Annotated in this window: 22 protein-coding genes and 1 rRNA gene; 1 reads left to right on the forward strand and 22 read right to left on the reverse strand. The window is 46.3% G+C overall.

Annotated features, from left to right (window positions below; all coding sequences use genetic code 11):
- The 4 genes from N179_RS15255 to N179_RS15270 form a co-directional block, all read right to left on the reverse strand.
- Window positions 1–104, reverse strand: a 16S ribosomal RNA gene (locus N179_RS15255); the annotation flags it as partial.
- Between the two features lie 343 nt (window positions 105–447).
- A complete protein-coding gene (locus N179_RS15260) occupies window positions 448–1,050 on the reverse strand; it encodes a KinB-signaling pathway activation protein (RefSeq protein WP_058266102.1) in 603 nt (200 codons plus the stop codon).
- A 2-nt stretch (window positions 1,051–1,052) separates the two neighbouring features.
- A complete protein-coding gene (locus N179_RS15265) occupies window positions 1,053–2,084 on the reverse strand; it encodes an Mrp/NBP35 family ATP-binding protein (protein ID WP_035413182.1) in 1,032 nt (343 codons plus the stop codon).
- A 144-nt stretch (window positions 2,085–2,228) separates the two neighbouring features.
- On the reverse strand, window positions 2,229–2,879 hold the full coding sequence (locus N179_RS15270; RefSeq protein ID WP_075643134.1) for a M15 family metallopeptidase: 651 nt from the start codon (window positions 2,877–2,879) through the stop codon (window positions 2,229–2,231).
- 96 nt (window positions 2,880–2,975) lie between these two features.
- Between N179_RS15270 and N179_RS15275 the strand changes: the two genes are divergently transcribed.
- Window positions 2,976–3,263 carry a hypothetical protein gene (locus tag N179_RS15275; protein ID WP_035399342.1) on the forward strand — a complete coding sequence of 96 codons (288 nt, stop codon included), beginning with the start codon at window positions 2,976–2,978 and terminating at the stop codon, window positions 3,261–3,263.
- 140 nt (window positions 3,264–3,403) lie between these two features.
- Here the strand turns inward: N179_RS15275 and N179_RS15280 are convergent, their stop codons facing one another.
- The 18 genes from N179_RS15280 to rplO all read right to left on the reverse strand — a co-directional run bounded on the left by N179_RS15280 (window position 3,404) and on the right by rplO (window position 15,836).
- Window positions 3,404–4,291, reverse strand: coding sequence for a hypothetical protein (locus N179_RS15280; protein ID WP_035413174.1), 888 nt, complete (start codon window positions 4,289–4,291; stop codon window positions 3,404–3,406).
- 33 nt (window positions 4,292–4,324) lie between these two features.
- Window positions 4,325–5,401 carry a hypothetical protein gene (locus N179_RS15285; protein ID WP_035413171.1) on the reverse strand — a complete coding sequence of 359 codons (1,077 nt, stop codon included), beginning with the start codon at window positions 5,399–5,401 and terminating at the stop codon, window positions 4,325–4,327.
- Window positions 5,402–5,519: 118 nt separating this feature from the next.
- Entirely contained in the window at window positions 5,520–5,912 is a 393-nt protein-coding gene (gene rpsI, locus N179_RS15290) for a 30S ribosomal protein S9 (protein WP_023466655.1), read from the reverse strand.
- A gap of 24 nt (window positions 5,913–5,936) precedes the next feature.
- Window positions 5,937–6,374, reverse strand: a complete 438-nt coding sequence (rplM, locus tag N179_RS15295) for a 50S ribosomal protein L13 (protein ID WP_023466654.1) — start codon at window positions 6,372–6,374, stop codon at window positions 5,937–5,939.
- Between the two features lie 168 nt (window positions 6,375–6,542).
- Window positions 6,543–7,277, reverse strand: a complete 735-nt coding sequence (truA, locus tag N179_RS15300; RefSeq protein WP_023466653.1) for a tRNA pseudouridine(38-40) synthase TruA — start codon at window positions 7,275–7,277, stop codon at window positions 6,543–6,545.
- Window positions 7,277–8,068 carry an energy-coupling factor transporter transmembrane component T family protein gene (locus tag N179_RS15305; protein ID WP_023466652.1) on the reverse strand — a complete coding sequence of 264 codons (792 nt, stop codon included), beginning with the start codon at window positions 8,066–8,068 and terminating at the stop codon, window positions 7,277–7,279. Before N179_RS15305 ends, truA begins: the two co-directional genes overlap by 1 nt.
- Complete coding sequence (locus N179_RS15310; RefSeq protein WP_055966768.1) at window positions 8,065–8,919, reverse strand: energy-coupling factor transporter ATPase; 855 nt, start codon at window positions 8,917–8,919, stop codon at window positions 8,065–8,067. Before N179_RS15310 ends, N179_RS15305 begins: the two co-directional genes overlap by 4 nt.
- Window positions 8,907–9,737, reverse strand: a complete 831-nt coding sequence (locus tag N179_RS15315; protein WP_029343095.1) for an energy-coupling factor ABC transporter ATP-binding protein — start codon at window positions 9,735–9,737, stop codon at window positions 8,907–8,909. Before N179_RS15315 ends, N179_RS15310 begins: the two co-directional genes overlap by 13 nt.
- A gap of 98 nt (window positions 9,738–9,835) precedes the next feature.
- Window positions 9,836–10,207, reverse strand: a complete 372-nt coding sequence (gene rplQ / locus N179_RS15320; protein ID WP_023466649.1) for a 50S ribosomal protein L17 — start codon at window positions 10,205–10,207, stop codon at window positions 9,836–9,838.
- Window positions 10,208–10,240: 33 nt separating this feature from the next.
- Complete coding sequence (locus N179_RS15325; protein WP_023466648.1) at window positions 10,241–11,185, reverse strand: DNA-directed RNA polymerase subunit alpha; 945 nt, start codon at window positions 11,183–11,185, stop codon at window positions 10,241–10,243.
- A gap of 137 nt (window positions 11,186–11,322) precedes the next feature.
- On the reverse strand, window positions 11,323–11,718 hold the full coding sequence (gene rpsK / locus N179_RS15330; protein ID WP_023466647.1) for a 30S ribosomal protein S11: 396 nt from the start codon (window positions 11,716–11,718) through the stop codon (window positions 11,323–11,325).
- Window positions 11,719–11,734: 16 nt separating this feature from the next.
- The gene (gene rpsM, locus N179_RS15335; protein ID WP_023466646.1) at window positions 11,735–12,100 is read right to left on the reverse strand and encodes a 30S ribosomal protein S13; all 366 of its coding nucleotides are present in this window, start codon (window positions 12,098–12,100) and stop codon (window positions 11,735–11,737) included.
- 20 nt (window positions 12,101–12,120) lie between these two features.
- Window positions 12,121–12,234 carry a 50S ribosomal protein L36 gene (rpmJ, locus tag N179_RS15340; RefSeq protein WP_003156543.1) on the reverse strand — a complete coding sequence of 38 codons (114 nt, stop codon included), beginning with the start codon at window positions 12,232–12,234 and terminating at the stop codon, window positions 12,121–12,123.
- Window positions 12,235–12,267: 33 nt separating this feature from the next.
- Window positions 12,268–12,486 carry a translation initiation factor IF-1 gene (gene infA / locus N179_RS15345; protein WP_012369032.1) on the reverse strand — a complete coding sequence of 73 codons (219 nt, stop codon included), beginning with the start codon at window positions 12,484–12,486 and terminating at the stop codon, window positions 12,268–12,270.
- Between the two features lie 149 nt (window positions 12,487–12,635).
- The gene (gene map / locus N179_RS15350) at window positions 12,636–13,388 is read right to left on the reverse strand and encodes a type I methionyl aminopeptidase (RefSeq protein WP_023466644.1); all 753 of its coding nucleotides are present in this window, start codon (window positions 13,386–13,388) and stop codon (window positions 12,636–12,638) included.
- Entirely contained in the window at window positions 13,388–14,035 is a 648-nt protein-coding gene (locus N179_RS15355) for an adenylate kinase (protein WP_023466643.1), read from the reverse strand. The genes map and N179_RS15355 overlap by 1 nt, the downstream gene beginning before the upstream one ends.
- A 71-nt stretch (window positions 14,036–14,106) precedes the next feature.
- Window positions 14,107–15,396, reverse strand: coding sequence for a preprotein translocase subunit SecY (gene secY / locus N179_RS15360; RefSeq protein WP_023466642.1), 1,290 nt, complete (start codon window positions 15,394–15,396; stop codon window positions 14,107–14,109).
- The gene (rplO, locus tag N179_RS15365; RefSeq protein WP_035399353.1) at window positions 15,396–15,836 is read right to left on the reverse strand and encodes a 50S ribosomal protein L15; all 441 of its coding nucleotides are present in this window, start codon (window positions 15,834–15,836) and stop codon (window positions 15,396–15,398) included. Before rplO ends, secY begins: the two co-directional genes overlap by 1 nt.
- Window positions 15,837–15,842: the final 6 nt, after the last annotated feature.

The raw sequence follows: 15,842 nt of genomic DNA on the forward strand, positions 1-15,842 counted from the left end.
ACTGCCTTCCCTCCGAAGAGTTCCGTCAGTTTCCTGCGCTCGACTTGCATGTATTAGGCACGCCGCCAGCGTTCGTCCTGAGCCAGGATCAAACTCTCCATGAAGTGTTTGACTTGCTCGTTGTGTGACCGAAGTCACGATTGACGAAGCTTGCGCTTCATTCGTTTTTGTATTCCGTAGAATACGTTTTTTGCCTCATCGTTCAGTTTTCAAAGTCCAATATGTCATTTGACGACTTTTAAATCTTACAGTAAAGTAATATGTGATGTCAATTACTTTTTTGAAGTTTTTTTCGTCTGTGACGCTCGCGTTTGGCGTGTGCCTCAGCGACATGTATTAATATATCAACTCTTGTTTTTTTCGTCAACTGTTTTTCTAAAAAAACTTTAGAAAAAAGATAGACCCGCTTGAACCGGTAAAACACTACCCGTTCGCGGGTCTTTTTCGTTACGCCTGTTTTTGCGATTGTCCTTGAGAAGCCGGCTTTTCTTGCAAGCGATGCAGCATTAGAATCTGATACGCATTACAGATTAAAAGTGTCGCAAGCGCCGCCCATAACATCCGCTTATCTTGTGTTGCCTGCAAAGCAGGTACCCATTCGATCAACGTGATGACTGTCATGAGGAACAATGTTGGAATGAACGCTGTAAAGTTCGTTTCCCGTGCTTTCGTCCGCGCGACTAAGAATGCAATTAAAAGCAAGACGACCATCTCACCAATATAAAGGCTCGTCTTATCAAAGCCGTATGCTAATCCGCGTAGATAGACACCATCAAATAGTGCAAATGCGATCAAGACGACCTGGACACGGTTCCAAAGCTTTGCGCCGCGGAATAAATCGAGTCCGACGCGGTGTAAGATCAAGTACGAGAAGAATCCCATCAAACTGATGGCTGTCCACGTACTACTGTAGGAGAGAGCCGTCACATATCCGCTAATCGATTGATTTCGGATATATCCAGGTTCTGCTACCAAGTTAAACACGAAGCCGGCGAGCGTTCCGATTAGGAGCGTCATCCAAAACAGCTTCAAAAATCCTTTAATCTTCATTCTTATCCCTCTACTTTTTCGATGACACGCGTGGCGAGTTCATTATAGTACGTCTCAAATGGATGATCATCGCGATAGATCGATGGGGCGAAGTCCGCATCGTTCGCATATGGTTGTCCAAGTGGAATCTTAGCTAGAATATCGGTTTTTAACGCTTCTGACAACCTCTCTCCGCCCCCACTACCGAAGACATATTCTTTTTCGCCTGTCACTTTGCTTTCAAAGTACGCCATGTTCTCGACGATTCCGAGGAGACGATGGTTCGTTTTGATTGCCATTGCTCCTGCTCGTGCTGCAACGAAAGCGGCTGTCGCGTGAGGTGTCGTGACGATGACTTCCTGACAGCTCGGGAGCATCGAATGAATGTCGAGTGCGACATCTCCTGTCCCCGGTGGAAGATCAAGCAACAAGTAATCGAGATCGCCCCATTCGACGTCTGCGAAGAAGTTGTTGAGCATCTTCCCGAGCATTGGTCCCCGCCAGATGACTGGTGCATTATCTTCGACGAAGAAGCCCATTGAGATGACTTTAACGCCAAAGCGTTCTGGTGGAACGATTCGGTCGTTCACGACAGTCGGACGTGTTTCGATTCCCATCATGTCTGGAACACTAAAGCCGTAGATATCGGCATCAATCAACCCGACTTTCTTCCCTGCTCGTGCGAGGGCGACTGCTAAGTTAACGGAAACCGTTGATTTCCCGACGCCCCCTTTACCAGAAGCGATCGCGATGAACGTCGTACCAGATTCTGGTTTGAGAATTGATGGTGTCGTAGCTGCTTGAATTCCGTGATCACCGAGTGCCTCAAAACGGAGTCCCACTGTCTTGAATCCTTTTTCTTTCAGTTCCTTGACGATTTGCTGTTGGAGCACGAGTTGCTCCCCAGAACCAGATTGAGCTAAAGCGATTTTCAGACTGACATAATCACCTTTAATCCGGACGTCACGAATGCCGTTCGTATCTGCAAGCGGGCGGTCAATCGTCGGATCGACGAGCGTTCCGACTACCTCGCGAATTTCTTGTTCATTCAACATAGTGCCTTCCCCCTGAAAACGTTCGATTTAATCCTTATTAGTATAACAAAAATAAGAGAGCGCTTGCACATTTCGACACCGGAAAGGATGACTTTTCCATGTCCAGTGTCGGTTTTCATCATTTTACTCGATCATTCGCTCGTTTTAGAACATTCGGTTCCATGTACGAGGACCCACGACACCATCAACGGCAAGTCCTTGACGTGTTTGATAGGCACGCACCTTCTGAGCCGTCTCTGCATCAAAGCGCCGAGTCACGGTTGCTTTGACTGCACGTTGGATCCGTTCGATATCCCGCGGATTCATATTGGCTGCCCTTTGATACAACGGACGACCTGGATACGGAACGATCGCACGAGAGCGATTCGTCGTTTCTTCAGACACTCCTAGTAATTCAAAGTGTGGATAATCCTTAAAGCTCGTCCAGTCCCCACCCCAAGAAAATCCACGTCGTTTCATCGCAGCAACAATCTTTTGAAAGCTTTGGTCGTTTCGAAACAGCGCTTGTGTACCGTCTTTGGAATATTGAAAGAGGTCGACGGCAATGCCACGGTTATGATTCGATTGTCCCCCACGTGCATTCGTTACGATTGGTCCCGGTAGTGTCCGTCCCTGTGCGTACAACCGATTCTGTTCTGCGATGGATCGGTACCCTTGTGCGACGCCTACATAAATCCCTTGCGCATGCATCTCCCGGATGACCTCTTGCGTCCGTTTGGCGACTTCTCGCGACAGTCCCGAAGCATTCAACTTCCGATTCGCTCGCTCGAGTAACCAGTTGATCGATAATGCCATCTATGCTCACTCCCTTTGTCTCCTGTTCCCGAAAACAAAATCCGCTATACTTATGGAATGCAGAATGATTTTAACTCATATCAAAAGGAGCATCCTATGAAAAAACGCATCATTTGGACACTTGGCGTCACCTGTCTCTTACATCTTAGCTTCGTCCTGTATCTGACGCTGCAACCGACTGTCGCTACCGAGACGGAGTTACCGGACAATGCAACCGTCTTGAGTGAAGAAACCTCTTTTACGGGACATGTCGGTCAAGCGACGACACATACACCTACCCAATTCATACAATCTCTCTTTGTTTGGAGCATCCCGCTGACGATCGTCATCCTCTATCTTCTTCTGACGATATTGCACCGATTACGCTCCACTCCGTCGTCTTGACTTGAATCGCTGTTCTGACACTTCGTCAGGAGAGCGGTTTTTCAATGCACAAAAAAACCTCCCACCACAAGGGTGAGAGGGATTCGAAAAGAATTAACGTTTCGAGAATTGTGGTGCACGACGATGTAATTTATTACACTTTATAAGCTAATATTTAAAAATTTAGCTATAGTCGCTAAAGAGGCTACAGTTCCAAGAGAGCTTTTTAAGAACCCAAGAAGCCTTTTAGCCTTTGAAGTATCTTCTTTCTCAATAGCTTCTCTAAGTTCTTCAGCATTATATTCTGCTTGTTCTTTTTTTGCTTGATCTTGAATTTTATTTATTTCGTTAAATAGCTCTTTAAAGGCCTCTTCAGTTTCATTTTGAATAACATTCTGTGATTGAACCACATTATCAGCCTGAATGGCACTGTTCCCACTAAAGTTTGAGTCATTAAAACTTCCTTTAATAATTCTTTGATCCATAGTTCCATCCCCCATATTATTTTGAGTGATTTGAAAGAATTGTTGAATAATACAAGGAGCTGATTGAGCTTTAATTTTTGCTGCCGCATTCTCAGATATACTTACTTCTATCGGAAAAATATCTACTAAAGACTCAGGAGATCCACTATTAATCTCTAAACTAGATTGGTTATCTAATTTAGTCACACTAGACTCTTTCTCACACAACTTTTTTTTTACATGAGCTAATACATATTCTTTATACTCTGAATCGATTTTAAAAACCGGGAAAAAATCGGAAGCATTCAATTCAAATTCTTCTCCACAGTTACAATCGTATTCTTTTAGCGATTGTTTATCTTTAGTTAAATCAAGAGTTCTAGAACAATTTGGACATCTTAATTCCCAAATTAGATGAAGTTCATCTTCTGGACCAGATCTCTCTGATAAATGATTAAACGCCTCAGCAGATGAGATACTCAAATGCTTAGCTAATGCAGAAGGATAAAATCTATCTACCCTGTTAATAGCTAGAGTTTCAATATATAGATTGATAGTATCCCTAATTTCATAAGCTTTTGCCATTTGAGCACCTCCCCTATATTTAAATAAATTCAATTAAATAATAACACGCGACCTTACAAAGTCAATAACGTCCTCCGTTACTTGCGAAACAAATACTACACTTTTAGAATTTATGCCTATTCGTATAGTAAAAGTGTCTTCCACATTTTCGATTACGTAGGGAAACTTAATGAATCCACCTTGATGTTGCAAATACGGATTTAGATAGCTGAATAGAGGAAGTGATCTTATTTCACTACTTCCAGCCATACCTACTGTTTCCATTCCAGACAGCACTAAATTAGCAAAAGGCACTATAGCCTCTCCTTGCATAAAGGAATCACTTGCGTTTTGTAAATGGGTTTCTAAAATTGTAGTATCTTTAGTTTGCATATATTCATCTAAAGCTTTTAATACATTTACAACTGACACCATTTCATCTTCACTAAAGTCCTTAAAGTAAAGTTCCGGTTTGGAAGTAGCTTCAGTTAATTGACCATTTAACTGATCAGCTATAGTTCCCATCTCTTGTTCAAAAGGAGTCTTTATTGGTTCCATCGTAATTTGTAATCTTAACGAATGAGCTACCTTCCTTACCACTTCAGGTGCTTTTCTTGTATCACCACGTATTTCTAGAATCCCCTTATCTGAATCAAAATAAACAGTAGCGATAGCGGTTTTAGTAGCAGTTTTTATAGTGGTCGTAGTGGGTTCATATCTAACTCCACTTTTATAAATATACCTTAGAAACGTTCCATTAGCTGAGAGACCGGTCGATCCGAAAAGCAGTTCTGGTATGGTCGTGACATCATTTTCTTGAATAGGATTCGTTTCTGTAAAAGGATCAAACGAACTAGATTGTCGAATTAGTTGACGAAACTCATCAGTAGTAAGTCCAGAATCTAATTTATACCAAGAAACAGCAGTTGCTTTAGTAGACAAAATTCTATTTTCAATTTTAGAAATGGTTTCTAAATTAAAACGATTTTTTTCAAGATAAATTCTCATTACAAGTTCATGTTTATTTAAGGTAGTATCATCGATATCAAGATCTGTAGCAATGTCTTTTAAAGTAGATATATTCATCTTGAATAGATCTTGAATCAACATAATGTCTTTAATTGTATGCATACCTATCCCCCGTGTAATTATTTTCCATATATAAAGTTTATCTTATAATACACTGAATTGAAAGCATAAATGACAAAAAAAACCTCCCACCACAAGGGTGAGAGGGATTCGAAAAGAATTAACGTTTCGAGAATTGTGGTGCACGACGAGCTGCTTTAAGACCGTATTTTTTACGCTCTTTCATACGAGCATCACGAGTCAAGAAGCCTTTCGCTTTGAGTGCGCCGCGGAATTCTGGATCCGCTTGAAGAAGAGCACGTGAGATACCGTGACGGATAGCGCCTGCTTGACCAGTGAAGCCGCCGCCTTTGACCGTTACGATTACATCGTACTTGCCTTCTGTTTCTGTGATTACGAGTGGTTCTTTTGCAGTCATGATCAATGTCTCATAACCGAAGTATTCGCTGATATCGCGACCGTTAACTGTGACTTTACCGTCTCCAGCAACGAGGAAAACGCGCGCTGCCGCGTGTTTCCGGCGACCAGTGCCGTAGTAACGTACATCTGCCATCGTGTAGTTCCTCCTAAATTCGTATTAACCGCGAAGTTCGTAAACTTCTGGTTGTTGTGCTTCGTGCTTGTGTGCAGCTCCAGCGTAGACGTGGAGTTTGTTGAACATTTGACGACCGAGGCTACCTTTTGGAAGCATCCCTTTGATCGCGAGTTCAAGCATGCGCTCAGGTTTGTTAGCAAGCATATCGCGTGCAACAGTCTGCTTTAAGCCGCCTGGATGACCAGAGTGACGGTAGTAGACTTTTTTGTCGAGTTTGTTACCAGTTAAAACGATTTTCTCAACGTTGATGAGGATAACGTTATCCCCACAGTCAACGTGTGGTGTGAACGTAGGCTTGTGCTTACCACGGAGAAGTGATGAAACTTCGCTCGCAAGGCGACCGAGTGTTTTACCTTCAGCGTCGATAAGGAGCCATTTGCGTTCTACATCAGTAGCTTTCGCCATGAAAGTTGTGCGCATGTAAAATACCTCCTAAGGAATTAAAAGTTCTGTTTTTGATTTTTCATTTATTCACTAGGTGAATCTATCATAATCTTAGGTGTACGGGGCTAAGATTGTGGTTTCATAATAAATGAAATGCCAATAAACATTGTATGTTTTTTAATAGCCAATGTCAATTGCCTTTTTTCACTCCGGATAGAAAACTTCCCATAGATAGAGTCCATGAGGAGGCGCCGTCACGCCTGCGACGTTCCGGTCCTTTGCCAGCAACATTTTTTTAATGTCCTCTGGTGCAAAACGACCGCGTCCGACGTCAAGTAATGTCCCGACCATGATCCGGATTTGATTATAGAGAAACCCACTGCCCTGGAACCGAAAGACGAGTTCGTCACCGATCGTCATCAACTCTGCCTCGTAAATCGTCCGGACCCGGTTATCCGTTTCCGTCTTCGCAACACAGAACGAACTGAAGTCGTGCGTCCCGACGAGATGGGCCATCCCTTGACGGATGCGCTCGAGATCGAGCGGATACGGGATATGAACCGATAGATTCCGACGAAACGCATTTTCTTCGCGGCGGACGAAATAACGGTATTCCTTCCCTACGACGTCGTAACGCGCTTCAAAGGTCGGTTCGACCTCTTCGCAGCTCCGGACACGAATATCCGCTGGTAAGAGCGTATTCAGTGCCTTAACGACGTTTTCCGGGGGAATTGCTAGTTCCGTATCAAAATGAATGACTTGCCCGTAGGCATGCACTCTCGCATCCGTCCGTCCCGAGCCAATGATCTTGACGGGATGTTTGTGCATCCGCGCAAGCGTCGTTTCAATCACTTCTTGAATCGTCAATCCGTTTGGTTGTACCTGATACCCGGCGTAGCCGGTCCCGTCATATTGAATCGTACATTTTAAACGACGCATTACCCGATCCCTCGCAATCCTACTAAACTGATCGTCAGGAGGACGAGTAGGATCATTAGACCCGTATCCCGCATCGTCCACTTGGACTCCCGTAGACGTGTCCGTCCCTCTCCTCCACGGTATCCCCGCGCTTCCATCGCTATCGCAAGATCCTCTGCCCGCTTAAAGGCGGAGATGAACAAGGGAATCAATAACGGAATGATTGCCCGTAAGCGCTCCTTGATCGGTCCTGCCGATAAATCAACCCCACGTGCTTGCTGTGCCTTCATGATTTTCTCTGTCTCTTCCGCTAAGGTTGGTAAGAAGCGAAGCGAGATCGATAACATTAAAGCAATCTCATGCGTCGGAACACGAACGACCTTAAACGGCTTCAACAATAATTCAATCGCATCTGTCAATTCGATCGGTGAAGTCGTCAGCGTGACGAGTGTCGTGATCGAGACGAGATAGAAGAAACGTAATGAGACGATGATCGCGAGTCGCAGTCCTTCTTCGTAGATCCGAAGCCAGCCGAACTCAAAGAGTACAGCCCCTTCGCGCGTGAAGAATAGCTGGATGACGAACGTAAAGACGATCAGGAATAAAATCGGTCGCAGTCCTTTTAGAACATAACGAAGCGGTAAGCGACTACTCATGAGTGCTAAGAACGTAAAGACAAGTAAAAAAATATTTGTTGCTGCGTTGTTCGCGAGAAAGACGAGCGGAATGAAGCAGAAAGCAAAGATGATCTTCGCGAGTGCCGACGACCGGTGCAAGTACGACTGACCGGGAATATGTTGTCCGACGATCATTCGCTCACCCCTTTCGTCATCAACCACTCGATCAACTCGGTCTCCGTCCGGATGTCCGGTCGTTGCAATCCACGCCGATCAGCAACTTGCCAAGCAAGCGATAAGACGTGCGGAAGATCGAGGTGGAATTGCTCGAGCAATGTCTCTTCTTTAAACAGGTCAAGCGGTAGCCCGTCAAACGCCACCTGAGCGTTTTCCATGACGATGACGCGCTCGGCATACTCAAGCACCTGATCCATGTCGTGCGTGATCAGGAGCAACGTCATACCGGTCTCTGCATGGAGCCGGGCAAATAGACTCAGCATATGCTTGCGTCCTTGCGGATCGAGTCCTGCCGTCGGCTCATCGACGATCAACACGTCTGGTTGACTAGCGAGTACGCCGGCAATTGCAACACGCCTCATTTGCCCACCAGACAGGTCAAACGGCGAACGACTCCAAAAGACTTCATCGAGTCCGACAGTCCGTAATGCCTCTTTCGCTAATTGCTCAGCGGTCGCGGCGTCATGACCGAAGTTCATCGGACCGAACATGACATCTTTTAAGACCGTCTCTTCGAACAATTGATATTCCGGATATTGAAAAACAAGCCCGACGCGACGTCTTAATGGCTTGAGATCTTGTTTTTTCTTCGGTTCGACGATGATGTCATCGACTTGTACCTTCCCCGCTGTCGGCTTGAGCAACCCATTGATGTGTTGCACGAGCGTCGATTTCCCGGATCCGGTGTGCCCTACAAACGCAACAAGCGCCCCTGACGGAATCTCAAGATTCACATCACGCAGCGCGACTCGTTCGAACGGACTATTGAGTTGATACGTATAATTTAATTCCTGGATTAAGATTGGCATAAACGGTTCACCAATTCTCTTTCATCTAGTATCGTCTCCTCGAGTGAGAGACCTTGCGCCCGTAAACGTTCTTGTACCCGAACAACGAATGGAACATCGAGTCCGATGTCTTCTAAGAACGATGCATGACGAAAGACTTCCTGAGGGGATCCTTCTAATACGATTTTCCCGGCATCCATGACGATGACACGACTAGCCCGTAATACTTCGTCTAATTCGTGTGTAATCGCGATGACCGCCATTGGGTGAGTCGCATGGAGTTCCTGAACGGTCGACATGACCTCTTGTCGTGCTAATGGATCAAGCATCGATGTGGCTTCATCAAGCACGAGAACATCAGGGCGCATCGCAAGCGCCGAAGCGATTGCGACACGCTGCTTCTGTCCGCCGGATAGTTGATGGGGTTCCCGATCAACAAAATCCGTAAGGCCAACGCGCGCTAGACTGTCGTCGATACGACGAACCATTTCCTCGCGTGGCACACCCCAGTTTTCTAGAGCAAATGCCACGTCGTCGCGCACGGTCGTGCCAACGAATTGATTATCTGGATTTTGGAAGACGATGCCGATCGCTCGACGCATCTCCCACAGTTGTTCCGGATTCGCACTTGAAAAGCGCTCAGCAACCGTAACGGTCCCTGTCTCCGGTAACAACAATCCATTAAACAATTTCGTCAGCGTTGATTTTCCAGAGCCATTGTGACCAACGATGGCGACCCATTCACCTGAACGAATCGTCAGAGAGACCTCGTGTAGGGCTGCTTGCTCCTGTTCCGGATACCGATAGGTGACCTGTTCCAGTTCAATCAGCTTGTCCATGATCTCTCCTCCTTCATCAAATCAATACTTTCATTTTGTAGCAAAAGGGCAGAAGCGGGATACGCACTGCCCTTTTATGGCGAATCATTTAATGAGGATTAAACGAGTTCGATGATGACCATTTCTGCGCCGTCACCACGACGTGGTCCCATTTTCATGATGCGTGTGTAACCACCTTGACGCTCAGCAAAACGTGGAGCCACATCAGCGAATAACTTTTGGATCGCGTCTTGTGCTTTGCCCTCTGCGTTTTGACCAGCAGCTTCACGGCGAACGAACGATGCAACTTGACGACGAGCGTGGAGATCACCGCGTTTACCTAAAGTGATGAGTTTCTCTACGACTGGACGAAGTTCCTTCGCTTTTTGTTCTGTAGTTTGGATACGCTCATTGATGATGAGATCAGTCGCAAGGTCACGCAAAAGTGCCTTACGTTGTGAGCTTGTACGGCCTAATTTCGAGTATGCCATGGATGGATTCCCTCCTTCGTGCAATTAATAGTATTAGTCTTCTTTGCGCAAGCCTAGTCCGAGTTCGTCGAGTTTCGCTTGAACTTCCTCGAGTGATTTACGTCCGAGGTTACGGACTTTCATCATCTCGTCTTCGCTCTTGTTCGCGAGTTCTTGAACCGTGTTGATACCAGCGCGTTTCAAACAGTTGTACGAACGAACTGAGAGATCGAGTTCTTCGATCGTCATTTCGAGTACTTTTTCTTTTTGATCTTCTTCCTTTTCGACCATGATTTCAGCATGGAGCGCTTCGTCCGTAAGACCAACAAAGATGTTTAAGTGTTCTGTCATGATTTTCGCACCGAGTGACACTGCTTCTTCAGGGCGGATTGAACCGTCCGTCCAAACATCTAGCGTCAACTTATCGAAGCTCGCATCTTGACCGACACGTGTTTTTTCAACTTGATAATTTACACGTTGAATTGGCGTGTAAATCGAGTCGATTGGGATGACACCGATTGGCATATCGTCCCGTTTGTTATCTTCAGCCTGAACATACCCACGACCACGGCGTGCTGTCAGACGCATATGAAGTGATGCACCTTCTGCAAGCGTTGCGATGTGAAGTTCTGGGTTGAGGATTTCGACGTCGCTGTCATGCGTAATGTTCGCAGCAGTGACAACACCAGCGCCTTGAATATCGATCTCAAGCGTTTTCTCTTCTTCCGAGTACACTTTGAGGGCGAGTTTCTTAAGGTTCAAGATGATTTGGGTAACGTCTTCTACAACGCCATCAATCGTCGAGAACTCATGAAGAACGCCATCGATTTGGACTGCAGTGACTGCAGCACCCGGAAGTGAAGACAATAGGATACGACGCAATGAGTTACCAAGCGTTGTACCGAATCCACGCTCAAGCGGCTCAACTACGAATTTACCAAACGTAGCATTCTCGCTTAACTCGATCGTTTCAATCTTCGGTTTTTCGATTTCGATCATCTGAACCCCTCCTTGAATATCGTCATGTTGGCCATCGCGTTCAATCGCCAACCGCCTTGTGCACGTTTCTACTGCCTTGCTTGGTCAAACGATCAACAAAAGTCTACTCGAATCCCCGCTCTGCAGTACAAGACGGGTTACACGCGACGACGTTTTGGAGGGCGGCAACCGTTGTGTGGTACTGGAGTAACGTCACGGATTGCAGTAACTTCGAGACCGATCGCTTGAAGAGCACGGATAGCTGCTTCACGACCTGCACCAGGACCTTTAACGTTAACTTCTACAGTACGCATACCGTTATCCATTGCTGTTTTAGCAGCTGTTTCAGATGCCATTTGTGCAGCGAAAGGAGTCGATTTACGTGAGCCTTTGAAGCCCATGTTACCTGCAGTTGCCCAAGAGATTGCATTCCCTTGCATATCAGTGATCGTAACGATCGTGTTGTTGAATGTTGAACGGATATGCACGATACCAGATTCAATATTCTTTTTGACTTTACGTTTACTACGAACGTTCTGTTTGCGTTTTGCCATCTTAGTTTACCCTCCCTTACTTCTTCTTGTTCGCTACTGTACGGCGTGGGCCTTTACGAGTACGCGAGTTGTTTTTAGTGTTTTGACCACGAACTGGAAGACCACGACGGTGACGAACACCACGGTAGCAACCGATTTCGATCAAACGTTTGATGTTGAGTGAGATTTCACGACGAAGGTCACCCTCAACTTTGATTTTGTCTAAACCATCACGAAGTTGGTTCAATTGTTCCTCAGTCAAGTCGCGAGTACGAGTATCTTCAGAGATACCAGTTTCTTTCAAGACTTTTTGAGCAGTCGTTTTACCAACACCATAGATGTAAGTGAGTGAGATGACGATGCGTTTCTCACGTGGAATATCTACACCAGCAATACGTGCCATGTGTGCACCTCCTTGTTTAATTACCCTTGTTTTTGTTTATGCTTAGGGTTTTCGCAAATAACCATTACTTTGCCTTTACGGCGGATAACTTTACATTTTTCACAGATCGGTTTAACCGAAGGTCTTACTTTCATTGTGAATACCTCCTCCTGAAAAAATCGGAGTTTTTATTTGAAACGGTATGTGATCCGTCCGCGAGTCAAGTCGTATGGTGACAACTCAACCGTTACTTTATCTCCTGGCAAGATCCGAATGAAGTGCATCCGAATTTTTCCTGAGACGTGCGCGAGGACCGTGTGGCCGTTTTCTAACTCCACCTTAAACATCGCGTTTGGAAGCGGCTCGATAACCGTACCTTCCACTTCGATTACATCTTGTTTCGCCATCAATTATACCCCTTTCTCTATAAAGTTGATTGGGAGCCCAGACGATTTGTAGCGCTAGGGGCTTTCTACAAGAGCCATTGAGAGATCATCGGTCACAAACACGAGTGGATACTGGCTTATAGAAAGGTGACACCAATAACGCGCACAGCTCACTCTGCATCGACCGTTAAGATCTCGTAGCCGTCGTCTGTGATGGCGATGGTGTGCTCAAAGTGGGCGCACATGCTACCGTCCACCGTCACTACCGTCCAATTGTCGGATAGTGTGCGAACATAGCGTTTCCCGACGTTGACCATTGGCTCAATTGCCAGTGTCATGCCGGTTTTCAGGCGCGGCCCTTTCCCCGGTGGTCCATAATGTGGAATTTGCGGATCTTCATGCAAATTTTGTCCCACGCCGTGGCCCACATATTCGCGGACTACAGAAAAATTCGCAGCTTCAACATGTGACTGAATCGCATGCGAAATATCTGTCAGGTGCACGCCAGCTTTGGCGCGCTCCAATCCTTTATACAGAGATTCTTCAGTTACGTCAAGTAACCGCTTCGTCTCTTCAGAGATTGTACCTACCGGATATGTCCAGGCTGAATCTCCGTGATACCCATTGTACTCTGCTCCGATGTCAATCGAGATGATGTCACCGTCCTGAAGTACACGATCTCCCGGAATACCATGGACAAGCTCTTCGTTCACGGAAGCACAGATGCTACCCGTGAAACCATTATACCCTTTAAACGATGGTGTTGCCCCTTGACTTCGAATATAGCGTTCAGCGATCGCGTCGAGTTGCCCCGTCGTGATACCTGGGCGAATGTGAGCTTGAAGCTCCTTATGCGTCCGGGCGACGATTTGTCCTGCTTTACGCATGATGTCGATTTCACGCGGCGCTTTCGTGATGATCATTACTGATCACCAAGGAGTGCCTGAACATCGGAATATACATCGTTGATTGGACGATCACCGTCCAAATTACGAAGATACCCTTTTTCTGCGTAAAAGTCAATCAAAGGTTGCGCTTGAGCGACGTTGACTTCCAAGCGACGACGTACTGTCTCCTCTTGGTCATCTTCACGTTGTACAAGTGCTGATCCGTCGATATCACAGATCCCCTCCACTTTTGGTGGGTTGTAGAGAACATGATACGTTGCTCCGCAAGTTGGGCAAATCCGGCGACCTGTCAAACGAGGGACAAGTTTCTCCGGGTCTACACCGATGTGGATGACGTGATCAATTTGTTTGCCCAGATCTTCAAGTAATGCTTCAAGAGCATCTGCTTGTTTCACTGTGCGTGGGAAACCGTCAAGGAGAAAACCATTTGCACAGTCTTCTTTGGCGAGACGCTCACGTACGATGCCGATTGTGACTTCGTCCGGAACGAGTTCCCCTTTATCCATGTATGATTTCGCTTCTTGTCCGAGTGGCGTTGAATCTTTGATCGCCGCGCGGAACATGTCGCCTGTCGAGATGTGGGGAATCGCATAGTCTTCGATGATTTTCGCAGCCTGCGTTCCTTTACCAGCACCCGGCAAACCCATCAATACTAGATTCATGTCGGTAGCCTCCACTTCTATAGCTCTATAGACACAACAGAAAGGAAAGGGATGGTCCCCTTCCTCCCGCCTTATCGGATAAAGCCTTTGTAGTGTCGTTTAACCAATTGACTTTCAATCTGTTTCATCGTCTCTAGTCCTACACCGATGACGATCAACAAGCTTGTTCCACCAATCTGCACCGAGTTCGGTAAGCCAGCAAACTTAATAAAGAATGTCGGCGTCACCGCGATGACAGCGAGGAAGAGTGAACCGAAGAATGTCAGACGGTATAGAATCTTCGTGATGTACTGCTCCGTTTGCTTACCAGGACGAATACCAGGAATGTATCCGCCTTGTTTTTGAAGGTTCTCTGCCATTTGTTCCGGGTTAACCTGAACGAATGTATAGAAGTACGAGAACGCGATGATCAGTGCCACATAGATCGACATACCGATTGGACTCGTATAGTCGAAAATGTCACGGATCTTCGTTGCCGTCTCCGGACTTGCAAAGAAACTCGCAATCGTTGGTGGCGTCACCATGAACGACACCGCGAAGATGACTGGAATAACACCGGCAGCGTTCAATTTGATCGGCAAGTGTGCCGATTGACCGCCAACTGGTGTCCGGTTCACCGTACGCTTAGCGTACTGAATCGGAATCTTACGTGCAGCTTGCTGAACATAGATGACTCCGACGATGACCGCGATGATGATTAAAAGCAAGAGTACGATATAAAGCACGTTTACAAACAAAGCATCCCCTGCATTTTGGAGCTTCGTTTCGTAAATCTGGCGGAATGCATTCGGGAAGCCCGCGACGATCCCAGCGAAGATGATCATTGATATCCCGTTACCAATGCCCTTCTCCGTGATGAGTTCACCGATGAACATCAAGAATGCTGTTCCCGCTGTCAATACGAGTGCAATCATAACGTATGTCCAGGTGCCGAACTGTTCGTCGACAAGACCTGGGTAGATACGGTTAAATCCAAGCGCGATTCCAAACGCTTGGACTAAGCCGAGTACGATCGTTCCATAGCGCGTTACCGTTGCTAACTTCTTACGGCCCGCCTCTCCTTGTTTTGCCCATTCGGCAAACTTTGGAACAACGTCCATCTGTAAGAGTTGGACAACGATCGAGGCCGTGATATACGGCATGATTCCCATCGCAAAGAGTGAGAAATTCTGCAAAGCATTCCCGCCGAACGAGTTCAAGAAACCAAGAATACCATTCTGGTCAATCTTGAACACTTCCGTGTTTACCATCGGCACCGGGATATGTGCTCCGATCCGGAACACGATAACCAATGCCAAGGTAAAGAGAATGCGCCGACGAATGTCAGCTACGCGCCACATATTGGAGATCGCTTGAAACATTAGATCACCTCAACCGTACCGCCGGCAGCTTCGATTGCTTGCTTCGCAGCGTCGGAGAACTTATGAGCTTTGACTGTTAGTTTCTTTTCGATCTTACCGTTAGAAAGAATTTTCACGCCGTCTTTCATGCCTTTGACTGCACGAGTCTCGACAAGAAGTTCTGGAGTGACTTCAGTTCCTTCTTCAAAACGGTTGAGTGTGTCAAGGTTAATGACCGCGAACTCTTTACGAGTTGGGTTGTTGAAGCCGCGTTTTGGTAAACGACGGTAAAGTGGGTTTTGTCCACCTTCGAAACCTGGACGAACACCACCGCCTGAACGAGCTTTTTGACCTTTGTGACCACGGCCAGAAGTCTTACCGTTACCAGAAGACATACCGCGACCTACACGGTTGCGTTCTGAACGTGAACCAGCAGCTGGTTTCAATTCATGGAGTTTCATAGTGGG

This window comes from Exiguobacterium indicum HHS 31, assembly GCF_001939065.1.
GTDB classification, from domain to species: Bacteria; Bacillota; Bacilli; order Exiguobacteriales; family Exiguobacteriaceae; genus Exiguobacterium_A; species Exiguobacterium_A indicum.